This is a genomic window from Synechococcus sp. CB0101 (assembly GCF_000179235.2).
In the GTDB taxonomy this organism is placed as follows: domain Bacteria; phylum Cyanobacteriota; class Cyanobacteriia; order PCC-6307; family Cyanobiaceae; genus Vulcanococcus.
On record NZ_CP039373.1, the window covers coordinates 2,490,345 to 2,513,968 of the forward strand.

At 58.3% G+C, this 23,624-nt stretch carries 23 protein-coding genes and 2 pseudogenes; 9 read left to right on the forward strand and 16 right to left on the reverse strand.

Annotation, left to right across the window (positions count from 1 at the left end):
* Positions 1-60: 60 nt before the first annotated feature.
* The 5 genes and pseudogenes from CB0101_RS15505 to CB0101_RS13515 all read left to right on the forward strand — a co-directional run.
* A complete protein-coding gene (locus CB0101_RS15505) occupies positions 61-222 on the forward strand; it encodes a hypothetical protein (RefSeq protein WP_010303885.1) in 162 nt (53 codons plus the stop codon).
* Between the two features lie 14 nt (positions 223-236).
* A complete protein-coding gene (locus CB0101_RS13500; RefSeq protein WP_010303888.1) occupies positions 237-503 on the forward strand; it encodes a 2TM domain-containing protein in 267 nt (88 codons plus the stop codon).
* A 116-nt stretch (positions 504-619) separates the two neighbouring features.
* Positions 620-1,435, forward strand: a complete 816-nt coding sequence (locus CB0101_RS13505) for a sulfotransferase (protein ID WP_071778097.1) — start codon at positions 620-622, stop codon at positions 1,433-1,435.
* A gap of 41 nt (positions 1,436-1,476) precedes the next feature.
* The gene (locus CB0101_RS13510) at positions 1,477-2,262 is read left to right on the forward strand and encodes a sulfotransferase (RefSeq protein ID WP_010303893.1); all 786 of its coding nucleotides are present in this window, start codon (positions 1,477-1,479) and stop codon (positions 2,260-2,262) included.
* Between the two features lie 1,091 nt (positions 2,263-3,353).
* Positions 3,354-3,795, forward strand: a pseudogene (locus tag CB0101_RS13515) (carbamoyl-phosphate synthase L chain); the annotation flags it as partial.
* A gap of 136 nt (positions 3,796-3,931) precedes the next feature.
* Here the strand turns inward: CB0101_RS13515 and CB0101_RS15880 are convergent.
* The 3 genes and pseudogenes from CB0101_RS15880 to istA all read right to left on the reverse strand — a co-directional run.
* A pseudogene (locus CB0101_RS15880) lies at positions 3,932-4,091 on the reverse strand (transposase); the annotation flags it as partial.
* 51 nt (positions 4,092-4,142) lie between these two features.
* Positions 4,143-5,171: an IS21-like element helper ATPase IstB gene (gene istB / locus CB0101_RS13525; protein WP_136644171.1), complete on the reverse strand. Its 1,029-nt coding sequence runs from the start codon at positions 5,169-5,171 to the stop codon at positions 4,143-4,145.
* On the reverse strand, positions 5,168-6,481 hold the full coding sequence (gene istA, locus CB0101_RS13530) for an IS21 family transposase (protein WP_136644007.1): 1,314 nt from the start codon (positions 6,479-6,481) through the stop codon (positions 5,168-5,170). The genes istB and istA overlap by 4 nt, the downstream gene beginning before the upstream one ends.
* A 729-nt stretch (positions 6,482-7,210) precedes the next feature.
* Here istA and CB0101_RS13535 point away from each other — a divergent pair.
* The gene (locus CB0101_RS13535; protein WP_010303925.1) at positions 7,211-7,477 is read left to right on the forward strand and encodes a Nif11-like leader peptide family RiPP precursor; all 267 of its coding nucleotides are present in this window, start codon (positions 7,211-7,213) and stop codon (positions 7,475-7,477) included.
* Here CB0101_RS13535 and CB0101_RS13540 read toward each other — a convergent pair.
* The 4 genes from CB0101_RS13540 to CB0101_RS13555 form a co-directional block, all read right to left on the reverse strand.
* Positions 7,474-7,731 carry a hypothetical protein gene (locus tag CB0101_RS13540; protein WP_010303927.1) on the reverse strand — a complete coding sequence of 86 codons (258 nt, stop codon included), beginning with the start codon at positions 7,729-7,731 and terminating at the stop codon, positions 7,474-7,476. The two genes, CB0101_RS13535 and CB0101_RS13540, sit on opposite strands and share 4 nt — an antisense overlap.
* Positions 7,732-7,848: 117 nt before the next feature.
* Positions 7,849-10,128, reverse strand: a complete 2,280-nt coding sequence (locus CB0101_RS13545; protein ID WP_136644172.1) for a calcium-binding protein — start codon at positions 10,126-10,128, stop codon at positions 7,849-7,851.
* A gap of 203 nt (positions 10,129-10,331) precedes the next feature.
* Entirely contained in the window at positions 10,332-10,946 is a 615-nt protein-coding gene (locus CB0101_RS13550; RefSeq protein ID WP_136644173.1) for a hypothetical protein, read from the reverse strand.
* A gap of 830 nt (positions 10,947-11,776) precedes the next feature.
* Positions 11,777-12,550 carry a hypothetical protein gene (locus CB0101_RS13555; RefSeq protein ID WP_136644174.1) on the reverse strand — a complete coding sequence of 258 codons (774 nt, stop codon included), beginning with the start codon at positions 12,548-12,550 and terminating at the stop codon, positions 11,777-11,779.
* Between the two features lie 227 nt (positions 12,551-12,777).
* On the opposite strand from CB0101_RS13555, the gene CB0101_RS13560 reads away from it, so the two are divergent.
* Positions 12,778-13,758, forward strand: a complete 981-nt coding sequence (locus CB0101_RS13560; protein WP_010303941.1) for an IS5 family transposase — start codon at positions 12,778-12,780, stop codon at positions 13,756-13,758.
* 492 nt (positions 13,759-14,250) lie between these two features.
* On the opposite strand, the gene CB0101_RS13565 is transcribed toward CB0101_RS13560, so the two are convergent.
* A complete protein-coding gene (locus tag CB0101_RS13565) occupies positions 14,251-15,498 on the reverse strand; it encodes a site-specific integrase (protein WP_246833775.1) in 1,248 nt (415 codons plus the stop codon).
* Between the two features lie 82 nt (positions 15,499-15,580).
* Between CB0101_RS13565 and CB0101_RS13570 the strand changes: the two genes are divergently transcribed.
* The gene (locus tag CB0101_RS13570) at positions 15,581-16,732 is read left to right on the forward strand and encodes an aminotransferase class V-fold PLP-dependent enzyme (protein ID WP_246833776.1); all 1,152 of its coding nucleotides are present in this window, start codon (positions 15,581-15,583) and stop codon (positions 16,730-16,732) included.
* Here the strand turns inward: CB0101_RS13570 and CB0101_RS13575 are convergent.
* The 3 genes from CB0101_RS13575 to yidD all read right to left on the reverse strand — a co-directional run bounded on the left by CB0101_RS13575 (position 16,729) and on the right by yidD (position 18,840).
* On the reverse strand, positions 16,729-18,249 hold the full coding sequence (locus tag CB0101_RS13575) for a UDP-N-acetylmuramoyl-L-alanyl-D-glutamate--2,6-diaminopimelate ligase (RefSeq protein WP_010303950.1): 1,521 nt from the start codon (positions 18,247-18,249) through the stop codon (positions 16,729-16,731). The genes CB0101_RS13570 and CB0101_RS13575 overlap by 4 nt on opposite strands.
* Before the next feature lie 100 nt (positions 18,250-18,349).
* A complete protein-coding gene (locus CB0101_RS13580; protein WP_010303952.1) occupies positions 18,350-18,604 on the reverse strand; it encodes a glutaredoxin family protein in 255 nt (84 codons plus the stop codon).
* A complete protein-coding gene (gene yidD, locus CB0101_RS13585; protein WP_050778733.1) occupies positions 18,604-18,840 on the reverse strand; it encodes a membrane protein insertion efficiency factor YidD in 237 nt (78 codons plus the stop codon). Before yidD ends, CB0101_RS13580 begins: the two co-directional genes overlap by 1 nt.
* A gap of 146 nt (positions 18,841-18,986) precedes the next feature.
* On the opposite strand from yidD, the gene rpsD reads away from it, so the two are divergent.
* Positions 18,987-19,595 carry a 30S ribosomal protein S4 gene (gene rpsD / locus CB0101_RS13590; protein WP_010303956.1) on the forward strand — a complete coding sequence of 203 codons (609 nt, stop codon included), beginning with the start codon at positions 18,987-18,989 and terminating at the stop codon, positions 19,593-19,595.
* Positions 19,596-19,675: 80 nt separating this feature from the next.
* Here the strand turns inward: rpsD and CB0101_RS13595 are convergent, their stop codons facing one another.
* From CB0101_RS13595 to CB0101_RS13615, 5 genes are all read right to left on the reverse strand, one after another.
* Positions 19,676-20,020: a hypothetical protein gene (locus CB0101_RS13595; protein ID WP_136644175.1), complete on the reverse strand. Its 345-nt coding sequence runs from the start codon at positions 20,018-20,020 to the stop codon at positions 19,676-19,678.
* A 145-nt stretch (positions 20,021-20,165) separates the two neighbouring features.
* On the reverse strand, positions 20,166-21,050 hold the full coding sequence (trpC, locus tag CB0101_RS13600; protein WP_010303964.1) for an indole-3-glycerol phosphate synthase TrpC: 885 nt from the start codon (positions 21,048-21,050) through the stop codon (positions 20,166-20,168).
* 4 nt (positions 21,051-21,054) lie between these two features.
* Positions 21,055-22,497, reverse strand: coding sequence for a dihydrolipoyl dehydrogenase (gene lpdA / locus CB0101_RS13605; RefSeq protein ID WP_010303968.1), 1,443 nt, complete (start codon positions 22,495-22,497; stop codon positions 21,055-21,057).
* A gap of 35 nt (positions 22,498-22,532) precedes the next feature.
* The gene (locus tag CB0101_RS13610; RefSeq protein ID WP_010304126.1) at positions 22,533-23,318 is read right to left on the reverse strand and encodes an RNA methyltransferase; all 786 of its coding nucleotides are present in this window, start codon (positions 23,316-23,318) and stop codon (positions 22,533-22,535) included.
* Entirely contained in the window at positions 23,318-23,566 is a 249-nt protein-coding gene (locus CB0101_RS13615) for a hypothetical protein (protein ID WP_010304127.1), read from the reverse strand. The genes CB0101_RS13610 and CB0101_RS13615 overlap by 1 nt, the downstream gene beginning before the upstream one ends.
* Between the last annotated feature and the right edge of the window lie 58 nt (positions 23,567-23,624).

The following is a 23,624-nucleotide window of genomic DNA, read 5'->3' on the forward strand; positions in this document are numbered from 1 at the left end:
AAAGAAGCCAAGCCCCCAAGCGCAGCTGCCAGCAAGCTGCTGCCAATCGAGCACAAGCCCGTGGAGCAGCGCCCAGCCCTCACCACCCAACTGGCCGTGGCCTGCCTCGGCGCCGGTGTGATCACCAGCTTCGCCGTAGCCCAGGGCCAAAACCCGCTCACCGCACTAAGCATCACCCTGTTCTCAGCCGTGGCGGCTGTGATGGTGGGGCAGGTGCTCTGAGTCCACACCAGCCGATGATCGAGCCAACTGACCCGCGCCAGAAGCCGATCAGACGCCTGCATCAAAAGCGCGCGTATCGCCACCAGCTGCAGCAATACCTGCTGGTGAACGCAGTGCTGGTGGCGCTTTGGGCTGCAACAGGACGCGGCTCGTTCTGGCCGATCTGGCCCATCCTTGGCTGGGGAGCGGCATTGGCCGTGCAGGGCTGGAAGCTCTCCCACCCGGCGAAGCCCTTCAGCGAGGCTGAGATCGAGCGAGAAATGACTCAAGGAGTGCGCTAGGTCACAACAAAAGCGCTTACAGAAATCAAGCAGAATCCCAGAACGAACTGCAGCGAAAGGACTTCAAGAAAGACCCGCTTGCACGTTCAAAATATTTACGGGCGAAGTCGTGCATAATGCCGCATGCCGCGACCCAGACCTTGCTGCGCCGAAGCAAGACAACTCGCCAGTATCTACGCAAGAATTTTTACCCGCTGTATCGCGCCACAGCACCCCTGCGGCCTCTCCCCAATGCGGTGATCATCGGCGGGATGAAATGCGGGACAACGAGCCTGAATGCATGGCTGAGGGAGCACCCAGGCGTTGCTTTTTCAAGCCAGAAAGAGATTCATTTTTTTGATAAAAATTTTGAACGGGGTCCTCAGTGGTACAGAACCCATTTCCCTATCTGGGAGCGCCTTCAGGGTTCAAGCTGCACGATTGAAGCCACCCCCTCTTATCTCTATCGGGCGGCAAAAGTGGCGCCGCGGATGCACGCACTGATCCCCGATGCCAAGTTGATCGTCATGCTGCGCAACCCCGTCCATCGGGCGATTTCCCATTACTGCCACACCCAGCGCAATCACAGGGAAACACGACCACCCGAAGCTGCCCTCATGTCGGATTTCACAAGCAATGGCAGGGGTGCCAACCGCTATAAATCACGCGGCCTTTACGCCAAGCAACTCAAAAACTTTCTCAGCCTATACCCACGCAGCAATATACTGATTATCAAAAGCGAGGAGTTATTCAGAGATCCCGAGACCATCTACCAGCAGACCCTAGACTTTCTCAATCTAGAGATAAGAACCCTACCCAACAATGCAAGACCGCGCAACACCAGCAGCGTCAAACCAGAGATTTCCGATGCCGTGATGCAGCACCTGGAGATTTTCTATCAACAACCGAATCAAGAACTCCGCGATCTCTTGGGCGATTTTCCAGGCTGGTAGAAAAATAAGCTGTCTACAATGAACGAGGGCGCGCCAAAACCATGTTCCGAATCCGAACCCTCACACAACGCGAGAGGCTCCGGCAAGCGCTTTACCCCTACTACCGGCTCTCCGCCCCCTTCCGACCCTTACCAAACGCCCTGATCATTGGCGGCATGAAGTGCGGCACCACCACACTCAATGCATGGCTACGGGAGCACCCGCAGGTCGCCTTCTCGTCCGTTAAAGAAATACACTTTTTTGACAAGCACTACGCAAAAGGCGCCCACTGGTATCGAACTCATTTCCCAATCTGGGAAATACTGAGAGGTGCACACTGCAGAATCGAGGCAACGCCGTCTTATCTCTCGAATGCAATTGTAACGGCGCCACGCATGAGCGCCCTGATCCCCAACGCGAAGCTCATCGCGATGCTACGCAACCCGGTAGAGCGAGCCATCTCCCACTACTGCCATCTTCAACGCAATGGAATCGAAACCCGGCCACCTGAGATTGCCCTAACGGCGGAGGTTTCACGCAGTGGAAGAAATGCCATTCCCTACAAAGAAAGGGGACTCTATGCACAGCAGCTCGAGGCATTCATGGAGCACTACAGCCGAGAGAAGATCCTGATCATCAAAAGCGAGGAGTTCTTCAAAGACCCGGAGGCCACCTTCTTACAAACACAGCTCTTTCTGAATCTCAATCCCATCCCTCACCCCAAACACTCCCCCCCCAAGAAACACCAACAAGCCCAAAATAGAGATCCCAAGCGAGGTGATCAGGCACTTGCAGGATTTCTACCAAGAGCCGAATCAAAAGCTCGCGCAAAGCTTTCCAGAGTTTGAGCTTTGGCCCAACCCACCAGCTCTATAAACAACGGGAAAAGCCCTCAAAGGAGAGACTACGTTCACGGCGCCACTCGTGCTGCATGTCGCCATGAGCCACTCCGCAACAGCCAGACCTTGACAGACGCAACCCGCAACAGCTTCAGGGATCTCTGCCCGGCCCTCACCAACAAGACCTACTTCAACTAGGGAAGCCGTACCAGACTGCACCTGAGATCGACTGCAGCAAAATGGTTCTGAAAATCAGCAACAGGAGCTAGACCCACACCTAGACCCACATCCATGACCCACAGAAAAACGGGAGAGAAGCGAGCCAAACCATTGGTCAGCAGAGCGAAAGGATCTCGCGACAGGCAGGTCCAGAGCAGGCGCCTGGGAGGAACCGACAGTCCGTGAGCAATGACACCAACACATTCCGCGCATCTGCCCAGTAGCCATCGCTCTCCTACGGCTCGGGGAGCACTGCTTGTGTCGTGGATTGGTGTTTCAGGCAGGGTTTATCAACCGTACATAAACCGTGGGATAAACCGATCAGGCTGCACGGCCTGGCCTATTACACCAACGCCCCAAAAGAACTGGATGGCCATGCAAGCACCCCCGGCATGGGGGGATTTACACATCGCCTCCATAGTGATCAGGCTTCGGAAATTTGTAGTGTGGATCTCCCGAAGAGCAATTTAAAGTGGGGCTTGACTGCGACACTCCTTGTGAAAAAGCGCAGCCACCTACGCGAAGACAACGCCCAGAACCCTGAAAGAAGCTCCGGGCGGAAGGCTGGTGTCAGTGCATACCCCAGTGGGGCGAGGATGCGGAGGTCTGATCGATCTCACTCACGCGAGCTCGGTCTCTGATCAGCATTGCAGGGGAACACTCAGCGAGTCACCTGCGATCACAACGATGACCGCAGCATTCACCACCAAGTTCCCAGCCCGCACCGCTGAGCAGCTCGGATCGGATGCCAGGCCCACTGGCCGAGCAAAGTGCAAGGAGGTTCTAAACGTGCTGCAGGAGCCGACTACAGCCAAACCGCACTCACGACTATTAAGACGTGACTTTGATCTGCGAAACTCTCGCCAACTAAAGAAGCAGAGATGCGACGGTTCATCCGTAGAGGACTGTCGCTGACTGGCGTCTCTGCTATAGCACTGCCATCCATCGCTCAGGTGAACGCCGACCCCGACGAGGTTGCGCAGGGTTCAGCGGAAGACTTTGGCGTGATGCACATCCAACCTGAAAGACGTTGTCAAGCCGGGGGTTGGCGTTCAAGCGCAGACCCAGGCCGCTGGCACCCCGAACCAAGCTGGCATTGGCAGATTCTTGCCCATCGTCGCTGGAGAGGACAGCGCGATCTTCGTTGATGTGCAGGCAAATGTGAACTTCGCTAATTGGGACGACAGCAGCATCATCAACACCACCGTTGCTGGCACCACCATCTCCACCTCATCCCGCCTTGGCTACCGCTGGCTCAATGACGACCGCAGTTGGATGTACGGCATCAATGCGAGCTATGACGTGCGCCCAATGAGCGCGGGTCGCATCTCACCCCGTAGCGGCCTCACACCTTCTTGTCAGCTGAACTGCTGAGACAAAACACCTCGGGCTACTTTGGCCTGGCCCTCCTCCTTGTCCTTGCTCTTCTTGCCTCGCGTAAACAGCTCACTGGCACCATCCAGCAGCTGCTTCTTCCACTGGCTTACCTGGATGGGGTGGATCGCGTGATCAGCAGCGATCTCCTGGATTGTCTTGCGGCCACTGATCGCCTCCATGGCGACTCTGGCCTTGAATTCGGGACTGTGGGTGCGTCGCTTGCTCATGAGTGGGAGCCCCATTTCAGGGGCGATACCCCACCTCAGAGGTTAACGATGGGGACTGTCCAGATGTCAAGCGACATCCGCTTTTGGTCCTCCGGCGACACGAAATCTGGTCCAGCTGATGGTCTGCTGATGGGGGCCTTCCGTTGGCTTTTCGATCGTTGCCTCATCGGTGTGTGTCGTGACGTGGTTGTTGTGGGCTGCGGAACCTGTGCTGCCTGATTCGAGTTTTCCTTCAGGCCTCCTCACTGGGCGGCGGTGGCTGTAGGCCAGCGCTGTCCTGTGAGGAGGAACCGCCCGCCTGCGGCGGATGAGACCGCTGCGACGTTTCCCTTTGAGCCGGTAGCTGTCGCCCCGGATCGTCAGCACGTGGCTGTGGTGCAGCAGCCGATCGAGGATTGCCGTGGCAACCACCTGATCACCAAACACCTCGCCCCACTCCATGACGGGGCGGTTGGAGGTGATCAACACGCTGCCGCGCTGGTAGCAGCGGGAGATCAGCTGGAAGAACAGATAGGCCGCGTTCGGCTCAAGCGGCAGGTAGCCGAGCTCATCGATGATCAGCAGCCGGGTTTTGGCGTACTGCGTCAGCCTTGCTTCCAGGGCGTGCTGCGCCTGGGCTTTGGCCAGGGCTGTGATCAGCTCCATCGCACCGACGTACTGGACGCTGTGACCGAGCCGCACCGCCTCCCGGCCCAGTGCCACGGCCAAGTGGGTCTTACCCACACCCGGCGGTCCGAGCAGTAGCAAGGTGTCGCCGTTGGCCACCCAACGGCAGGTGGCCAGCTCGCGGATTTGGGCCGGATCGATCGACGGCTGAGCCTCGAAATCAAATGCCTCCAGCGTCCGCACATACGGAAAGCGCGCCAGCCGCAGCGCCATTTCCATCCGCAGCTGGTCCTTGCGAGCCACCTCAGCTGTGCAGAGCCAGGTCAGCGCCTCACGCAGGTTCATCTCCCGCCTTGCCGCCTCCTCCAGGAGCGCATCGAGGCGATCGCGGATGGCCGGTAGCCGCAGGCGGGTAAGCATCGCCTCCAGCTCCTCGGTCGGCACCGGTGGCGTGATGGGTGTGGATCGGTTGCGCGGGTTGGTGCTCATGCCGCTACCTCACCGATCAGCTCGGCATAGACGGCCAGAGGCCGGGCCAGTTCAGAGCTGCGAACCATGCGCCGCTCCTGCTCTTGCTCCTGTTCTTGATCACAACGCTCGCTGGTGTCCCGCAGCGAACGCACCGCCTCGCGCCGCTGCCGTTGCGGCACCAGGCCATCCCAATGGCCGTCGATCACCTGGCGGCTACGGCTACCAGGCCGCTGACGCCTGTGCTCAGCCACGATCCTGCCGCCATGGCGGATCAGAACCTGTTGATCGCGCACCAGCACGCTCACCCGCTGGCGGATCAGCGCCTGCGGCGCCGAATACCAGTTCGCTTCCACTTCCACGCAGCAGTCGCTGTGCACAACGCGCACCAGCTCCCGCTCTGCCAAGAAGGACGGCTTGGCCTCCAGCGGCTGCAAGGCCTGGGCTTCTGCGCGCATAAACCGCTCCAGCGGCGCCTCACCCGTGGTGCCATGCACCCTCAGGTCAGCGACCTCACGGGTCCAGCGCACCAGATGGGCCTCCAGCTCCGCCCAGCTGCTGAACTCCCGCCCGGCCATGGCGTTGCGTTTGACGTACGCCACCCCACGTTCGTCTTTGCCTTTCGTCCTGGCCCGGTACGGCCGGCAGGCGCGGGGCTTGAACCCCCAGTAGCTGGCGAACTGCTCAAGCCGCTGGGCAAACACCAGGATCTGTCGTTCCGGATCGTGCTGACTCACCAGGGCGCGAGCGTTATCCACGAGCACCTCCTGAGGCACACCGCCCCAGTGCCGGAACCCCTCCTCCAGGGTTGAGAGCCAGTGGTCCTGCTTCTCGCTGCGGAACGCCCGCACCAACAGTCGCCTGGAGTATCCCAAGGTGAGCACCGCCAGGTGCACCCGCACCCGCTCGCCGCCAATACGCACCACGCACTGGCCAAAGTCCGCCTGCAGCTGCCGGCCCGGTGGCGTCTCAAACCGCACCGTCGCCACAGCTGCGTTGCGCAGCTCACGCCGCCATGGCTCAACCGCACGCTCCACCGTGCGCAGGCTCACCTTGATTCCCTTCTCACTGGCCAACTCCTGCCGCAGCACGTCGGCATTGCCGCGGTGGGCCAGAAATCGCTGCCGCAGCCACTCCCGTTGACCATCGAGAACCGAGGTGCGGCAGGGCTTGCCATAGGGCTGCCAGCCACCCTGCCGTAGGTACTTGCGCACCGTCTCCGGCGAACAGCCCAGTTCCCGGGCAATCCGTCTACGGCCCCAGCCTGCTGCCGAAAGCCGCTGCATCGCCTCCACATCCTGAGGGGTCTGCACCGGCATCTCCGCAGCCATCGGCTCCAGAGATGACGCCCCTGCGCTCACCGTGTCGTCAGGCCTGGCTCGCTCCACAGGGTGGACCAGTTTTCGTGTCGCCGCCGGACCAGTTTTTGCTGTCGCCTGACACCAGAAAAACCAGACCAGCTCAGAGTGGGCGATCTGAATCGCCAGCGAAGTTAGTCGCCTTTATCAGGGAAGACTTTGGCATTCGATGGTTCGTGCGTTAACGAATGATCGCGCAAAGATTTTTGTGCTGTGCTGACCTCACCAGAAACTCCCTATCACCTCTCTTTCTTCTCATCTGGTACTAAGCGGTCAGCCCTGCGATGATGAATACATCAAGAGGAACACACCTCCGACTTCACCTCACACCCCAAAGAGCTTCAATCATGACCAATCACGTCAACCGCGACCTCACCCTGCAAGCTTCCGTCATTGCACATCAGCCTTTAGAGTTTTCTGAAGAGGAGCTAGAAGGCGTGGCTGGTCCTTCCAACACTTGGAGGCGCTATAGGCGTGATTTTCTGTATACAGCGGCTGGCTACTAAGTGAATGCACGGCCTAACACAATTCCCCCAGAGCCTCTGCAATTGCAGGGGCTTTTAATCTCTTCAATAGCCCGCGAAGAACCATCGTTCAGTATCCAGTACTTGGCACCATTTCAATTCTGCAGACAATTACTGGTCGGGTTTTCCAGAGGTCTTTCACACTATCCTGCTGACACCAGGTTGAAGGTCAGCGATAATGGATGTCATCACACCTCGCCCACTCAAAGCGATGTCAGAAGAGCAACTCAAAGCCTTCCAGGAAGCGGCCAAGGCTGATGCGGGGCTTCAAGAGAAGCTGAAGGCGGCTGCAGATGCCGATGCCGTGGTGGCAATTGCCAAAGCTGCGGGTTTTGTTATTTCTTCTGAGGAGCTCCAGAAGGCTCAGGCAGAGGTATCAGAGGATGAGCTACAAGGTGTGGCTGGTGGGATCGTTGCCGATCCCTTGTCCATAATCATAGATTAGGTTCCTAGGTATTCCTGCTCAGTCTTGCAGTTCAGTTCATTTATCTCCTCCCAGGCAAATGGTGTTCTTGGCTCACAGAATAAGTCTGCATCTATAAGTTCTTCATCAGAGGCTTCCGCAAGAAAGGCATGGAACTTCTTGTCCTCATTTCGCTCTTGAATTATCTCCTTGGCGATTGCCTCAATATCGTCGCAGGGCACATCCGCACTAAGATTAAGCATTGTTCGGAAGATCTCGCGTTCCAGCTCGTTCATCTCCTGCAGCCATTCAGAGGGGAGATTGTTGCCGTGTGGACAGCTGAGCTTGGTTCAATACCCCAATAAAAAACCTGGCTGACCGCAGCCAGCCAGGTGAAGCACAAGCGTGCAGCCTCAGAGCACGAGGTTGCTGGCGCTGATCAGCGTGTTCCCAAGCAGATTCACGACAAAATCGGCAAAACCATCACCGGTGGTGTCAGCTTCCAGCACTGAGCGCGTGGCGCGCAGTTCCCCAGCGGTGCCGGAGAAGGCTTGTTTGCCGATGAAGGAGAGCGTCTGGATGCCCTCGGTGATGGTGTCGCCATCAAAGGAGCTGAATACGAATCGATCCTGCTTGCCGAACTTCACGGTGTCACGCTGGTCGACCGAGGATTCGGATGCATCGGTGTAGTAGATGCGATCGCGATCCTGGCCGCCGGTGATCCGATCAGCGCCTTCTCCTCCAAAGATGCCGTCATTACCACGGGCCCCTTTGAGAACGTCGCTAGCAAGATCACCCACCAGCCAATCGTTGCCCTTTTTGCCGTTCAGGGTGTTAGCAAGAACATTGCCAATCAGGCTGTCGCCACGCTTTGTGCCGGTGAGATTGCGCTCGCCGCTGCCGAGGAACCCAGGGTCGACATAGACGCCGTTGGGGGTGCCATCACCATCCCAGGTGAGATCACCATCGATCACAGTGAGTTTGACGCCGTCAATGGTGCCGTCACCATCGTTGTCGATGAAGGCGTAGAGGGGAGTGCCATTTGCATCTAGATACTCCTCAAAGCGATTGGTGACGTAGTTGAAGCGCAGATAGGCGTTGCCTGTGCCAGCAGGGAGGCCTGAGGGAAAGCTGATAGTGACTTCTGTGGTGCCACCAGGTGTCATACCAGCAGCGTTGAAAGAAACCACCCCGGCAAAAGCATTGTTGATGCCCTCGGGCGTGGTGGTGACCACAGCGCCACCGCCGCGTGCAGCGACCTGGATAGAACTACCGGCGGCAGGAGCTACGAGAGTGACCGCCTGGAGCTGGATGCCGTCTGGCACAACAACGGCGCCGTAATCGGCACCAACTGCGCCGTCATTGATGAGACGCAAGCCAGCTACTTGCGATTGCGTGGCATCGGCGATTCCATCACGGTTGCCATCCACGGTTGTGCCATCGGCGGCGGTAACGACTTCACGGAGGCCGTCTCCGTCATCGTCGGCGGGCTGAATATCGACACCAGCGGGCGCTGGGTCGGCAGGGGTAGTATCAACAACAGGGACTGGCGCTGGCACTGGAGATTCACTTTCTACGGCACGGGAGGTCTCTTCCTCCAATACCGTTTCTTCTTCTTCGCTATCGCTCTCAACACTCAAAAAAGAGGAACCGAGCTGCGAGAGCGGCGACATCGCAAAGAAAGTGTCTACCGAAGCAGAGAAACCGGGATCAAGATCATCGAACCTGTAGTACATAGCATAGGATCCATCATCTTGATTAATAATCGACGGCGAGTCAAGGGGATCACGAGACATAGCCCTATCAAGATACCATCCGATACTTTCATGCACCAGGGCATAACCATTAGGGGAAGTAGTATAGAAGTACTCGAAAAGAGAATCAGTCTCAACCTCTTCAATCGGCGTGCCAACTCCCGGGTAAGACTGGCCGATCAGAACAGCAGTAGCCCGAATGGATCGGTTGTCATCGACATACAAGCCGTCGGAATCCAATGAAGAAATAGGAACAAACTCACCTTCAACAATGTTTCCCTTGATCTTATCAGGACTGTCCGTAAAACCAACCCAATCATCTCCGACCCCAGTCCAAAACCTTGGATTGGTAAGAGTGTCTTGGGCATCTACATTCTCTATTGTGGTCGTCTCTTTGACATATGAAGAATTTGCACCCAGTTTGTAGGTTCTAGAGATCTTGACGTCAACCTTACCGTCGCCACTAGCGGCGGTCGAATCCTCCAGCTCAAAGATTCCCGACCAAGTAAACGACCCGGTCGTGCCATCAAGGCCAGACGTGTCAACGGAAAAAAGCGTATCAGGCTTCCGTCGAGCCACAAAAGTTGCTCCGGATTCATTTGTTGAATTTGACTCAACATTTAAATAGGAGCCGTAATACAGATTGCCATTTAGGTTCCAGATATCTGCGCCATCGCCACCTGAGCCAACACCCATGGCAAAGCTGCTAATGCCAATGGTGCCATTCAACCAAGATGAACCATCCCAGTATTGCGGACCGGACAGACTCCCTGTTTGATCGTTGAGCGCATTTGTGCCCGTGCCAAATCTAAGGTATTCATTGCCAAATGCCGGCAAAAAGATATCTTCCGAGGTTGACGGATCGTAAGTGACGATTTCAGAAGAGGGCATGAATTCAATTAATTCAACCCCAAATATACAACCGAAAGCAATGTGCATGCAAGGCCCAACTGCGAATCAGTTATACGCTGTAATTTAACTGGTTTTTCTGGACAGGCCCCATCGTTAACCTCTGAGGCGGGGTACCGCCCCTGATGGGGGCTGTCCAGAAAAACCAGTCCACCTCAGAGGGGATGAAGGTGAGAGGTAATGGGTTCGGGATATACCTTCAATTGTTTCGTCAGCAAGCGATCTCTAATTGATTAGAACTCCCACCCAAGATCCCTCCCAGCACAAAGCTGGTTGGTCAGTTCACTGAGCCGCTGAGCATCAATCAACTCTGTTACTCGATGATCACCTTCCCATTGAGGGCGGATATCCAGAAGTTGGTCAACAACACTCTGAAGTGTCAGTGCGAGATCGTGTGCTTGCATTGAAATGGGGAATGATGGGTTAGCTTGTCTATCTGATGAATCTGTAGTCGAACTTGGCTTGCCGTTTGGTTTCCAGTCCGAGTTGCTATTCCAGCTCGTCTTTGGATCGTATTGGTGCTGCTTAAGGAGTTGCCTCAGTTGCTGCAGGGTGATGGTGCCAGTTGCTCGGTGAAGGGAGAAGACCTCCTTCTGGCCAGGAAAAGTAAGCCGCCCAAACAAGTATGCCTTCTCAACTTCAAGAGCACGAATTATCTCTCTTTCACCTTGACTGTAGAAGGAATCACTGGATATAGCTCGTGTCTTAATTCTGATAGCACCTTTAAGCTGCGTAATACGTGAGCTAGAGACACCATTGGAACGCAGCCATTCAATGAAGTTCTTCTCAAAGAGATCAAGATTAAAATCCTTGGGAGCCGATGCAATCGCGGTTAATACAGCAGCCAAATCGGCAGCATGGTCATTGAATAATCTGCGTTGAGCTTGAACGAAAGAGCCAACACCGCGACGATGATGTTCTGGGATCGTTTACTGCAGATAATCAAGAGCCTTCTCAGACAGTCCGCTACTGAGAGCCTCAATAGACAGTAGATCAATGGTCATAGGTTTTAGTCGACTAAAAATTCGTGCTTGGAGGTGAAGAGGTAATCAGCAGAAGCCATCCCTTCCTGGCTCTGCTTCTTGGAGATCTTTTGGAAGCTCCAATCATGGAGTGCAATGATGATCTATAACTACACAGCCAAGGCTGTATAAGTATTTCAACTGGATGGTGCAAAGAGAAACTCCCGTAGGCTCCGCCTGTAGCTCAGCTCATTTGAAACGCAAAACTCCAACGTGAACCGTGTCTGGATGACACCGGAAGAGTCGAAGAACTGCTGTCACCATCACTGGATGACTGTCTCAAATGAACTGGCTACAGTCGGTAGATTCTCTTTGAACCATCCAAGTCGTTTAAACATGCCCGTCGTAACGCAGTCATGCGTCATCAGAACGGGCTTCAACTTGGAGAGGGTCCCATCGCCACCTCACTCCAGGTGTCGCGGGCAGGAGTTGTTTTGACTGCTGCTGAAGGTGCCTGAATCCTCCAGTGTCGGGGTAGAACCAGACCGCAGAACGAGCTACTACCTTTGAGGGCAATCACAGTTCTGCCTTTCTTTAACGTCGGTTCCACCCGACGGAGGGATTGAAGTTTATGGTTTCCTCCCTCGGTAGGGACTACTCACCCCGTAATGCTATCTAGAGCCTTGAGTCTGCACGCAAATGTGGTAGGCGACCAATCAGACGCTCCAATGGATCTGTTTTTTCTGCCAAGTCCGATATTCATCGCTATCTTCCAGACCCTCAAGCCTCAACCTCTCTAATTGTCGCGCAATATATCTTCTGTGCAGTTCATCATATTCATCCAGCTCGGCCTCATCCCAGTACTCCATTGGTATCCCGTTCACATGTCCAAAATGACCATTCCCTAAATCGAAGAAACGTCTCCGACCATCAGATTGTTCTTTTGATTGTGAGGCGCGCCACTCTTGCTGTTCCTGAGCATATGAGAGGCGATAGATGCGCTGACGCTCGAGTTGCTCTGGGGTCAGAGGCTTATAGCTCAGAATAATTGCCTGAACAATTCTAGCCTTAGACAACTTTGAGGCTGTCTTATGACATTCGAGCTTCTTCCAGGCGGTACTCGTGATGTCATAACTGATCTGCCTGTCGCCCTTGGAACCTTTGGATCGGACAGAAAGCTCTTTGGGATGGATCAATTCATCGGGCCAATAATATCTATCAAGCGGTGAATCGCTTCCTGAGAAGCAAGCATATCCAGGAAGGCTCTTCAGAATAATTCTGGTAAGCATCTCCCAATTGCAGATACCTGCAACAGATGCAAGCTCGCACAAGCGTTGATAGGCCTCTTCAGATACCCAGACCTTGAGGCGACGACGAGTGACTCTTACTCCGTCTGCAGCACCCTCTTTCTTAACCAGCCTAAAGTCTCTACTTGAGTCCTTCTTCCGCTTTCGATATTGCCGTTGGTGCTTGGTGAGCTTCTTGGGCATTGGTCAACTGCACGTAAGAGACAGAGGCCTACAAGGCTCTACGAAAGGATTCATTTCTTCCCGGAGCAACCTCTTCATGAAATGAACCAGAAGGGCCTCGCAGGCCCCCCCATGAGTCTCTGGTGGCATTCCCGGCAAGTCACGCCATCATAGATTTAAGGAGACTCTGGGAAACCCAGGCCTGCCGCGAGACAATGGAGCCGTGATCGCAGGCCAGGACTGAGGTGATGGGCGCCAAGCAGCTCGGCTTCTCGGATTACGAGCTGACCACCGCCAAGAAGCAGACCAAGCGTGAGAAGTTCCTCGCTGAGATGGAGGAGGTCGTGCCCTGGGCGGCGTTGATCGCCTTGATCGAACCGCATTACCCCAAAGCGAGCAAGAAAGGTGGCCGGCCTCCATATCCATTGGCCACCATGCTCAGGATTCACCTGCTGCAGCAGTGGTATTCGCTCAGCGATCCAGCCATGGAGGAGGCCCTGATTGAGGTGCCCACCATGCGCCGGTTTGCCGGCATCGCCTTGATCAGCGATCGGATCCCGGATGAGACCACGATCCTGACCTTCCGCCATCTGCTGGAGAAGCACGATCTGGGCGAGCAGATCTTTGAGACCGTCAAGGCTCACCTGAGCGAACGTGGGATGACGATGCGGCAGGGCACGATCGTGGACGCCACCTTGATCGCCGCGCCCAGTTCCACCAAAAACAAAGAAGGGAAGCGGGATCCAGAAATGCACCAGACCAAGAAAGGTAACCAGTGGTATTTCGGCATGAAAATCCACGCCGGTGTGGACAAGGACTCCGGCCTGATCCACTCGGTCGTGGTGACCGCAGCCAACGTGCATGACATCACCCCGGCAGCTGAGCTGCTGCATGGTGATGAGCAGGTCGTTTACGCCGATGCTGGCTACCAAGGCATCGCCAAAAGGCCTGAGATGGCAGGCAAGACAACGGAATTCAGGGTTGCGATGCGACCCGGCAAACGCAGGGCTCTACCAGATACACCAGATGGAAGGCTGCAGGATCTGATCGAAACGGCCAAGGCCCACATCCGCTCCAAGGTTGAGCATCCCTTCCGCGTGATCAAACAGCAGTTTGGCTTTCAGAAGACCCGGCTGCGCGGCCTGGCCAAGAACCGCTGCAAGATCCAGGTCTTGGCAGCGCTGTCGAATCTGTTTCAGGCCCGACGGCAATTGCTCGCAACAGCCTGACCAGGGGATTGGCATGGCTAAACCCCGCGATTCAGCCTCAAAAATCAGCCCAAAGTGGCTGAACAGGAGAACAAAACCACTCAGAAAGTGGCATCAGAAGTATTCCACAGGTAAAGGCACACTTGCCTCCTTGCTGCTGCCGCTCAACCCCCGTTTGTCCAGAGTCTCCTTAACAGCCAGATCAGCATAGATCATTTTTAATAAGCTCGACTTCAGTAATTCAATAAAAGAAAATGTGAATATAGCCATTTTCCGCGGCAAAGCTAGACTGAAATTAGCGCAACCAGAAATAATAAAGCAATATCGACCTATGTGGTTACGACAAAAACCTATCAGAACCAAGGGTACCAAAAAGAGAGGCACTGACCTGCTTTCTTGCCAGCATGGATGTATCGATACAGACCCGGTATGATTTACCTGGATGCCTCTGTTACTCTGCGATAAACTCACATTCTTCGGCCTTGACTGAAGAAGGGGGCAAGCCACCAGCCTTTACTGTACAGAGTGAATCATCTGCACATACTTAGACCAGTCTTTACCCCCATATGTGCTGTTAGTGGTCAAGGCAGCATGACCCATTAGGCGCTCAATATTGACTTGATTGAAATCCAGAGAGCGAAGTTGAGTTGCGAACCTATCGCGAAAGTCCTTTGGCCTTAACCCAGTGACTTTTTTGCACGGCCTGGCAAGGTTGTGTCCCCATCGTATGATCTCTACACCATCAAGTATATGAACGGTTTTCAAAGCTGGCCACAAATAGCCTTTTGCTCCGCGAAACCGGTTCAGAACTTCCACAAGCTTTGGATGAATCGGAATATCACGAACCGAGTTGGCCGTCTTCAGGCTCCGATCTTCGTGCCATTCAACAGAGATGTAATCATCATGAATATCCTCACCCCTCAAGGCCGCAGCCTCAGCAAGACGGCAGCCTGTGTAGTAGAGAATCTTAAAGACAGGGACATACACCGAGCCAGTCCACTCATCAATGGGCATGGCTTCAAAGGTCTGATTTTGCTTCCGCTTTGCAGCTCTTAGTGCTTTATCCCTTGTGCTCTCTTCGATGGAGGAGGCAAGTCCTTTGAAAATATGCAGCGGCTTGTCTTTCTTGTTCTTCTCGACCAGCGTGGTCCAAAGACCTGATAGGTACGCCAACTGGACTTTTGCAGTATTCCGACTGACTTTTGCGATGAGATGATCTTTGTAGTCAACCGCATCTTGCTCCGAACACGTCAGCGGTGACGCCTTCTGCGTGAAGTCCATAAACGCCGAAAGTGCCTTCTTCCATCCTTCATAGGTACGAGGTGCTGGTTGTTTATCGCGCCGTCGTGCATCGAGGAGGTCTTCGGAAGTAAAAAGCTTTTGGGGTTGAGCTTTGCCAAGCAGCAGGTCACTCCCTCTGTTGACCTGTTCTGACGAAAAAAGATCAACACCTTCTAGCCCAAGCATCTGCAAGGCGACGACTGTGTCTTGAGGGTCGCCCCATTCCGCAGTCAGTTCAGGCAACGCTTCGATCAGCTCATCTGTGGACAAGCGGCTGTGTCCCCTAGCTGTGCGGATCAACTCATCGGTACGCGCCACGAACCCTGGTATGCGCGCCCTTGCCTCGTTGAGCGTTGCCCCGCCCGGCTCCTTGAACTTGGCCTTTCCCAACACCTCGCGCAGGTCTAAGGGCACCGCACGCTGCAGCCCGAAGCCCTGACGACGCTTGTAGATGTAGCTGGGGAGCTTGCGGTAGACCACGATGGAGAGCAGCCCTACTATGGCTAGACCCACAGGCTAGACCCACACCTTGACCCACGCAAACGTCAATAGCCTCAGGGACTTGTGTCCAGCACTAGCTAACAAGACCTACTTCAACTACGGCGGCCAGGGCCCACTGCCGACTCCGTCGCTACAAGCCATCAACGCCAGTTGGCAGCGCATCCAGGAACTGGGACCGTTCACCGGAATTGTCTGGCCGTTTATCGAACAAGAAACAACCCGGGTGCGCCAAGCCTTGGCACACCTCTGCGGTGTAAGCCCCCATCGGATTGCCCTCACCGAAAACGTAACCAGCGGCTGCGTGCTGCCGCTCTGGGGACTGCCCTGGCAAACCGGTGATGTGCTGCTGCTCAGTGACTGCGAACACCCTGGAGTGGTTGCCGCCTGCCAGGAGCTGGCCCGGCGCGAGGGGCTACAGATTCAGTGGCTGCCGGTGTTGGAGCTCTGCCGCAACACCCCCCAAGCCGGCCTCGACGAGGCTGTGCTCGAGGCCCTAGAGCGAGCTCTCACCCCACGCACACGCCTGGTGGCGCTCTCCCACCTGCTGTGGAACAGCGGCAGCGTGATGCCGATCACCGCCGTCGCGAACCGCCTTCAGCAACATCCCAACGCGCCGTGGCTGCTGATAGATGCAGCGCAGTCGATGGGAGCCATCCCGGTGGACGAGGCCGCAGCCGCGGCGGACATCTATGCCTTTACGGGCCACAAATGGTGTTGCGGCCCAGAGGGGCTGGGAGGCGTCGCCCTCTCAGATCGGCTGCTGGAGCAGGCACAGCCCACCCTGATCGGCTGGCGCAGCCTGCGCCATGAGGCCTCCGCCGGCAGCAGCTTCCACAGCGACGCTCGCCGCTTTGAAGTGGCCACCTCCTGCGTTCCGCTGTGCAGCGGCCTGGCCACATCTCTGGAGCTTCTCGCACAAGCAGGGACACCCCGCGAACGCCTCGCCACCATCCAGGCCGGCAGCCGACAGCTCTGGCAAGGCCTACAGGCCATGGAAGGGGTCACCACGCTGCTGCCTGAGCCGCCGCCGGCAGGGTTGGTGAGTTTCACCCTGCAAGGTGCCGCCACAGCCGATGTGGTGGAGCAACTAGGCGCTCAAGGCCTCTGGATCCGCCGCCTGGACGACCCCGATTGCCTGCGGGCCTGCACCCACATCACCACCACTGCCCAAGAGATTGAGGCCCTGCTGACGGCCCTGGGTGCGCTGGCCTAACAGGGGCGATCCCGCAGGGCCTTCTCCGCTTCCTCGCGATCGTCGAAGTGGATCTTGGTGGTGCCCAGGATCTGGTAGTCCTCGTGGCCCTTGCCGGCGATCAACACCAGATCAGCAGGCTGGGCAGCCGCCACAACCGCAGCGATCGCCCGGCCGCGATCCGCCTCCACCTGCACAGCCGTGCCCTCGGGGATGCCCTGCATCACGTCTTGAAGGATTTGCTGGGGGTCTTCCGTGCGTGGGTTATCGGAGGTGACCACCACCTGATCGGCCAAACGCGCTGCTATCGAGCCCATCAGCGGCCGCTTGGTGCGATCGCGATCGCCGCCGCACCCAAACACACAGATCAGCTGGCCCTGTGCAAACGGCCGGCAGGCCTTCAACGCACTTTCCAGACCATCGGGCGTATGGGCGTAATCCACCAACACAGCCGGCAAGGAGCCTTCGCAGCACTCCGCACGGCCCACACCCACCCGTTCCATTCGGCCCGGAACACCCCGAAAACTGGCGAGGCCCTGCAGCAGGTTGGCCAGCGGCAACCCTTGCTGCAGCAGGGCACCCACCGCCTGGAGCTGGTTCATCAGATTGAAACGGCCGAGCAGGGGTGATTGGAACGGGCCGCTGCCATGGGGGCTCACCAGCACCCCCTTCACGCCCTCAGAGCTGAACTGCAACTGCTCCATGCGCAGCTCGGCTTCGCTGCTCTCCTCCAGAGAACAGCGCCAGGCGTGGCCTCCTAGCCGCTCCGCCAACTGCTGGCCCCAGGGATCATCCACATTCACCACGGCCGTGGCCTGCCCCTCATGCATCTCGAGGAAGGCCGCACTGAACAGGCTGGCCTTGGCCTCGAAGTAGGCCTGCATCGAGGGGTGGTAGTCGAGGTGGTCTTGGGTGAGGTTGGTGAACACCGCCCCCGCGAAACGACAACCGCTGACGCGTTGTTGATCGAGAGCATGGGAGCTCACCTCCATGGCCCCCACCTGCGCACCAGCTTCTGCGGCCTGGGCCAGTTGCCCCTGGAGCACGTCGGCAAACGCGGTGGTGTGCTGTGCCGTCACGCTGTGACCGGGCCAGCGGTTCACCAGGGTGCCGAACAGGGCAGAGGGTGTGCCGCAACTGGCAGCCAGATGCTCAATCAGGTGGGTGGTGGTGGTTTTGCCATTGGTGCCCGTCACCCCGATCAAGTGCAGGCGCTGGCTCGGCTGCTGCCAAAACTCCGCCGCCAACATCCCGGCCCAGCGCGCCACGGGATCGGTCACCACCAAAACGGGATCCTGATCTGCAGGGGGGCAGGCTTCAGCCGCCGCACGCCCGATCACCGCCAGCACCGCCCCAGCCTCGATGGCCTGCGGCCAGAACACCCCTCCATCCACTTGTGCGCCGGGCAGGCCCACAAACACGGTGCCCGGCCCCACCCTTCGGCTATCGCAGCTGACGCTGGTCACATCCGCGTTGGCCAACCCAGGCGGCACCGCCAGACCGACCTGACGGAGCAAAGGGTGAAGCCGATCAGACATCGCGGCAGCGCTGATGCGCTTGTTTTAAGCGCATTCCAAGCCGGCACGGTTGCCGCTGCAACCAGTCTTGTGAGCCTCAAGCAAGACTGACGCCGCCAACTCAGGCCACACCTTGGCCCTGGAGCCAGGCGCGCAGCTGGGCCGCTGACAAGCGCGGCGACACCCGCGGCAGCTGACGCTCCTCGCCGGCCTCGCGCAACAGCAGCACCGGCACCTCCAGATCAAAACGGGCCAACAGCTGTGGATCAGCGTCCACATCCAGCCGGGTGATGGGCAAGGCCAGAGCGAGCAGCTTCTCCTCCAACCCCTCGCACAAACAGCAACCCACGCGGGTCACGAGCACCAACTCAGCCATCAATCGGGCACCGGGTCGCAGCCACAGGGGGTGAAGGGATGGCATCGCAGCAGACGCCGCAAGGTGAGCCAGCTGCCCCTCCAGGGGCCGTGCCGCTCGATCGCCTCCAGGCCGTAGGCACTGCAGCTGGGGATGAAGCGGCAGCGCGGTGGCCCCAGCAGCGGCGAAATGAACAGGCGGTAAAAGCCGATCAAGGCCAGGAGCAACCGTTGCAGCAGCTGGTTCATGGGCGGCATGAGGGTGAAACCAGGGCCGAGCGATAGGATCGACAACTGGCGTGGCAACAGCCCGCTGGATGAGCTGTCTGCTTCGCGAGATTCTCGCAAGGCCGCTCCACCAGCCACGGCTCGCACCGCTCCATTGCCCAACCACACGGTTTTCTATGTCTCGCTACCGCGGCCCTCGCCTGAGGATTACGCGGCGCTTGGGAGACCTTCCCGGTCTCACCCGTAAGTCCGCCAAGCGGTCTTATCCCCCCGGTCAGCACGGCCAAGCCCGTCGCAAGCGCTCCGAATACGCCATCCGCCTCGAAGAGAAGCAGAAGCTTCGCTTCAACTACGGCATCTCCGAGCGTCAGCTCGTGCGCTACGTGAAGAAAGCGCGCGCCCAGGAGGGTTCCACCGGAACCAACCTGCTGAAGCTGCTCGAGAACCGTCTCGACAATGTGTGCTTCCGCCTCGGCTTCGGCCCCACCGTTCCCGGTGCCCGTCAGCTGGTGAACCATGGCCACGTGACCGTGAATGGTCGCGTCGTGGACATCCCCAGCTACCAGTGCAAGGCCGGTGATGTGGTCGCCATCCGCGAACGCAAGCAGAGCAAGAAGCTGGCCGAAGGCAACCTGGAGTTCCCGGGTCTGGCCAACATTCCTCCTCACCTCGAGCTCGACAAGAACAAGCTGACCGCCAAGGTGATCAGCAAGTGCGAGCGCGAGTGGGTCGCTCTGGAAATCAACGAACTGCTGGTGGTGGAGTTCTACTCCCGCAAGGTCTGATCCTCAGACACCCCTTCAGCAGCAAGGCAAAGCCCCCGCCAAAGCGGGGGCTTTTTTATGCGGTTTCTACTCGCAGCTGATCAGTCGCCACAGAACTCCTTCACCCAGGCGATGGCATCACTCTTCGAAATACCTTTGTAGTCCACGTTGTAGGAGCCGTCCTCGGTGCAGGCTCCGTTCACGAACGAACCGTCGTTCCAGAACACAGCCATGTGGTAACCGTCGTCGCACACTTTGATTGGTTCACCGCCATCATCCACATCGGCTTCACATTCACCGGCTTTCCATTGCTCTGCAGAGACTGGCGACACCAAAGGCATTCCGGGCGCTATAGCGAGCACAGATGCAGTCACCAACCCTGCAATCAACCGGCGAGGAAGACGGGAAGACGAATGAGAGCCAAGTCTGTTGACACGTAAGGCCATGCAAGGCAACCGCACTTATGCAACCACAATCTTGGTTAGGAATTTTGCATGCACCGTTTCTTGTGCTGAATGAATGCTGGATTGGAACAACTCTCGAAATCCAGCCAGGCTCGCGTCTTTGTAGCAGGCCTCTAAGCCGACACCCTCATCCAGCAATCAGGGTCTCGAGCGCAGCCGTCACATCTGGCTGGCGCATCAGCGACTCACCCACCAGAACGGCATCCGCTCCGGCGCTTTGCACGCGATCGAGATCGTCGCGGCTGAACAGACCCGACTCGCTCACCAGCAGGCAGCCCTTGGCGCGGATCTGATCGCCGTAGCGCTCGGTGAGCTGCTCGGTGGTGGCCAGATCGGTTTCGAAGCTGGCGAGGTTGCGGTTGTTGATGCCGATTAGCTGCACGCCATCCAGGGCGAGCACCCGCTCGAGCTCGGCGGCATCGTGCACTTCAACCAGCACAGTCAGCCCAAGGCTGCGGGCCACCTTGAGTAGGTAGGCCATGTCCTGATCGGTGAGGATCGCCGCAATCAACAGTGCTGCATCGGCACCGGCGGCACGGGCCTGATACAGCTGATAGGGGGTGAGGATGAAGTCCTTGCACAGCAAGGGCAAGTCCACCACCTGGCGCACTTGCACCAGCACCTCAAATCCGCCCTGGAAGAACTGCTTATCGGTGAGAACTGAGAGGCAGCTGGCCCCACCGGCGGCATACCCCTGAGCAATCGCTTCAGGGTCAAAGTCTTCACGAATCACTCCTTTGCTGGGGCTGGCTTTCTTCACCTCAGCAATCACAGCCGGCTTGCGGCAAGCCGCTTTCAGAGCCGCCAGGAAGTCACGGGTGGGTGGGAGCTCAGCAACCTGCTTTTTGAGTTGCTCAAGGCTGACGCGATCCCGCGCCGAGGTGACCTCGCGATCTTTTTCCCAGACGATCTTTTCGAGGATGTTGCGGGGTTCGCTCTCCTCATGGGGGATGGCGTACTCCAGGTGAGCCACCTTCACCTTGGGGTTGGGCGGCCGGCGACGAATCTCCATCACTTCAGGCTCCCACGGCCATGGCGGCCTGCTTGTAGGCCACTTCCACCACTTCGCTGAGGGTGGGGTGGGTGTGCACCTCCGTCACCAGCTGCTTCACGCTCTGGCGGCGCGCCACGGCATTGGCGATCTCCTGGATCAGATCAGCGGCGTGCAGGCCATAGATGTGGGCACCCAGCACCTCGCCGGTGCTCTTGTTGAACAGCAGCTTCATCAGGCCATCGCTCTCCAGCTCCGCCAGGGCTTTGGAGTTGGCCTTGAAGTAGCTGCGCACCGAGCCCAGCTCAAAGCCTTCCTTGGCCGCGAGCTCCTTGGCGTCGGCTTCGCTCAAGCCCACCGAGCTGATCTCGGGATGGGTAAAGGTGGCCGCTGGAATCGAGCGGTAATCGATCTGGCGGGGGTGGCCCAGGATGTTGTCCACGGCCACGGTGCCCTGGGCAGCGGCGGTGTGGGCAAGCATCATCTTTCCGGTTACATCTCCCACCGCCCAAAGGTGGGGCACGGGTGCACCGTTCACCAGCACCCGCATCGCGTCATCCACCGGAATGAAGCCGCGGTTGGTTTCAATGCCGCAGGCCTCCAGGTTCAGGCCCTTGCTACTGGGCACACGGCCGGTGGCCACCAGCACCGCATCCACCTCCAGGGTTTCCACGGGCTCTTTGGTCTGCATATCCACCAGCTCGATCTGCACCGGCGCGCCGGGCTTGATCGACTTGGCCAACACGCCGGAGCGAGCATCGATGTCGCGGCCGTCGATCAGGTTGCGGGCAGCGATCTTGGCGATATCGGGATCGAAGGTGGGCATCACCCGATCCAGGGCCTCGATCATCGTCACCTCACAGCCCAAGGCCGTGTACACATCGGCGAATTCCAGGCCGATATAGCCGCTGCCGATGATCGCCAGCCAGCGGGGTAGCCATTCGAGGCTCACCGCTTCGTCGCTGGTGAACACGGTGCGGCCATCGGTTTCGATGCCAGGCGGAACAAACGGATCAGAACCGGTGGCGATGATCACGTCGCGGCCGCTGAGCACCCGGTCGACACCATTGATCTCCCGCACTCCCACCTTCTGGGGGCCCTCAAGGCGGCCAGCGCCACGGATGATCGTGACGCCAGCACGCTCCAGGGTTTTGGTGAGGTTGCCGCGAATCGTGGCCACCAGCTGATTGGCGTGATCAGCAATCTTCTGGCGCTCGAACCGCACCGGCGCGGCATGAATCCCGAAGCCCTTGAGGTGCTCGGCATCGGCCAGCTCGCGTACGCGGCCGCTGGCGGCCAGAAGCGCCTTGGAAGGCACGCAGCCGCGGTTCACGCAGGTGCCGCCCATGTCGCGGCTTTCGATGATGGCGGTGCGCAGGCCGTGCTCGGCAGCGTGCTTGGCCGCATCGAAACCGCCGTAGCCGGCGCCGATGACGATCACATCAAAGTCGAAGCTGCCGTCGCTCACCGGTTGCCTGCTCAGTTGGCAGGCATTCTCTCCTGTCAGCCCCCCTGCTGCCGCCAGCGCTCCAGCAGCAGCGGCGCGGCCGCCACCGCCACATTCAGCGATTCCACCGCCGCGCTGTGGGGAATGGTGATGCGATGGGTAGCCAAGGCCGCCAGCTGCGGGTGTAGCCCCGCGCCTTCATTCCCCAGCAGCAGCACCGTGGGACGCGTCCAGTCGAGCTGCCAATAGGGCTGCACGCCGGGCTGAACAAGCGTGGCGGCCAGCTGCCGGCCCGCCGCCACAGCCCGCTCCAGCAGGGGCAGCAGTTCCGAGCGATCGCTGAGCCGCAGCAGCGGCAGGGCCAGAGCGGCACCCGCTGAGGCGCGCAGCACCTTGGGCTGGAGCGGATCGGCGCCACCGCCAAGCCACACCTCATCCACCCCGGCAGCCAACGCCGTTCGCAGCAACGTGCCGAGATTGCCGGGATCCTGGAGCTGATCCAGCGCCAGCACAAAAGCCCCATCGCCCCGAGCAACGGGCAGGGCCTGCCGAGCCAGGGTGGCGACCACGCCATCCGGATGATCGGTGGTCGCCACCGCCTCCATCACCTCCTCGCCCACCGGCTGCAGCGGCAGATCTTGATCCGCCAGCAGGGCGCCATGGCGCTCGATCCAGGCAGGGGTGGCCAGCAGCTGCTCGGGCTGAAGCCCCAGCCGCAGCAGTTCTTGGAGTTGATGGGTGCCCTCCAGCAGCAGCAACCCCTGCTCACGGCGCCCCTTGGGCTGGTGCAGCGCCCGCAGGCGACCCACCAGCGGATTGCGCCGGCTGGTGATCAGCTCCATCAGAAGGTTTCGTGGCGGCGCACGTGCAGCCCATCACCCACTTCGAGGCTGGCATCCTTCAACTCAAGCCCCCGCACTGCCGCCACTTCACCCTTGAGCCCCTCCGCGGTGAGGTTGCTGATCAATTCCTTGATGATCACGTCCTCCACCGTTTTTTCATCGAGGGAGTCGGGTGTGAGCGCCTCGAGAAAACGACCAATCTTCGCTGCCACCACTTCAGGGGCATTGGTGATTTTGAGAACGAGCATCGCGACGGTGCAGCAACAACGATCAAAGCAGCTGTAGGGGTGCAGCTGTCTTGCCGTA

Coding starts and splice junctions, on each gene's coding strand:
- CB0101_RS13500 (WP_010303888.1), top strand. CDS start 237: ATGATCGAGCCAACTGACCCGCGCCAGAAGCCGATCAGACGCCTGCAT.
- CB0101_RS13505 (WP_071778097.1), top strand. CDS start 620: ATGCCGCATGCCGCGACCCAGACCTTGCTGCGCCGAAGCAAGACAACT.
- CB0101_RS13510 (WP_010303893.1), top strand. CDS start 1,477: ATGTTCCGAATCCGAACCCTCACACAACGCGAGAGGCTCCGGCAAGCG.
- istB (WP_136644171.1), bottom strand. CDS start 5,171: ATGAGCACCAACCCGCGCAACCGATCCACACCCATCACGCCACCGGTG.
- istA (WP_136644007.1), bottom strand. CDS start 6,481: ATGGCTGCGGAGATGCCGGTGCAGACCCCTCAGGATGTGGAGGCGATG.
- CB0101_RS13535 (WP_010303925.1), top strand. CDS start 7,211: ATGGATGTCATCACACCTCGCCCACTCAAAGCGATGTCAGAAGAGCAA.
- CB0101_RS13540 (WP_010303927.1), bottom strand. CDS start 7,731: ATGAACGAGCTGGAACGCGAGATCTTCCGAACAATGCTTAATCTTAGT.
- CB0101_RS13545 (WP_136644172.1), bottom strand. CDS start 10,128: ATGCACATTGCTTTCGGTTGTATATTTGGGGTTGAATTAATTGAATTC.
- CB0101_RS13555 (WP_136644174.1), bottom strand. CDS start 12,550: ATGCCCAAGAAGCTCACCAAGCACCAACGGCAATATCGAAAGCGGAAG.
- CB0101_RS13560 (WP_010303941.1), top strand. CDS start 12,778: ATGGGCGCCAAGCAGCTCGGCTTCTCGGATTACGAGCTGACCACCGCC.
- CB0101_RS13575 (WP_010303950.1), bottom strand. CDS start 18,249: ATGTCTGATCGGCTTCACCCTTTGCTCCGTCAGGTCGGTCTGGCGGTG.
- CB0101_RS13580 (WP_010303952.1), bottom strand. CDS start 18,604: ATGGCTGAGTTGGTGCTCGTGACCCGCGTGGGTTGCTGTTTGTGCGAG.
- yidD (WP_050778733.1), bottom strand. CDS start 18,840: ATGCCGCCCATGAACCAGCTGCTGCAACGGTTGCTCCTGGCCTTGATC.
- rpsD (WP_010303956.1), top strand. CDS start 18,987: ATGTCTCGCTACCGCGGCCCTCGCCTGAGGATTACGCGGCGCTTGGGA.
- CB0101_RS13595 (WP_136644175.1), bottom strand. CDS start 20,020: ATGGCCTTACGTGTCAACAGACTTGGCTCTCATTCGTCTTCCCGTCTT.
- trpC (WP_010303964.1), bottom strand. CDS start 21,050: ATGGAGATTCGTCGCCGGCCGCCCAACCCCAAGGTGAAGGTGGCTCAC.
- CB0101_RS13610 (WP_010304126.1), bottom strand. CDS start 23,318: ATGGAGCTGATCACCAGCCGGCGCAATCCGCTGGTGGGTCGCCTGCGG.
- CB0101_RS13615 (WP_010304127.1), bottom strand. CDS start 23,566: ATGCTCGTTCTCAAAATCACCAATGCCCCTGAAGTGGTGGCAGCGAAG.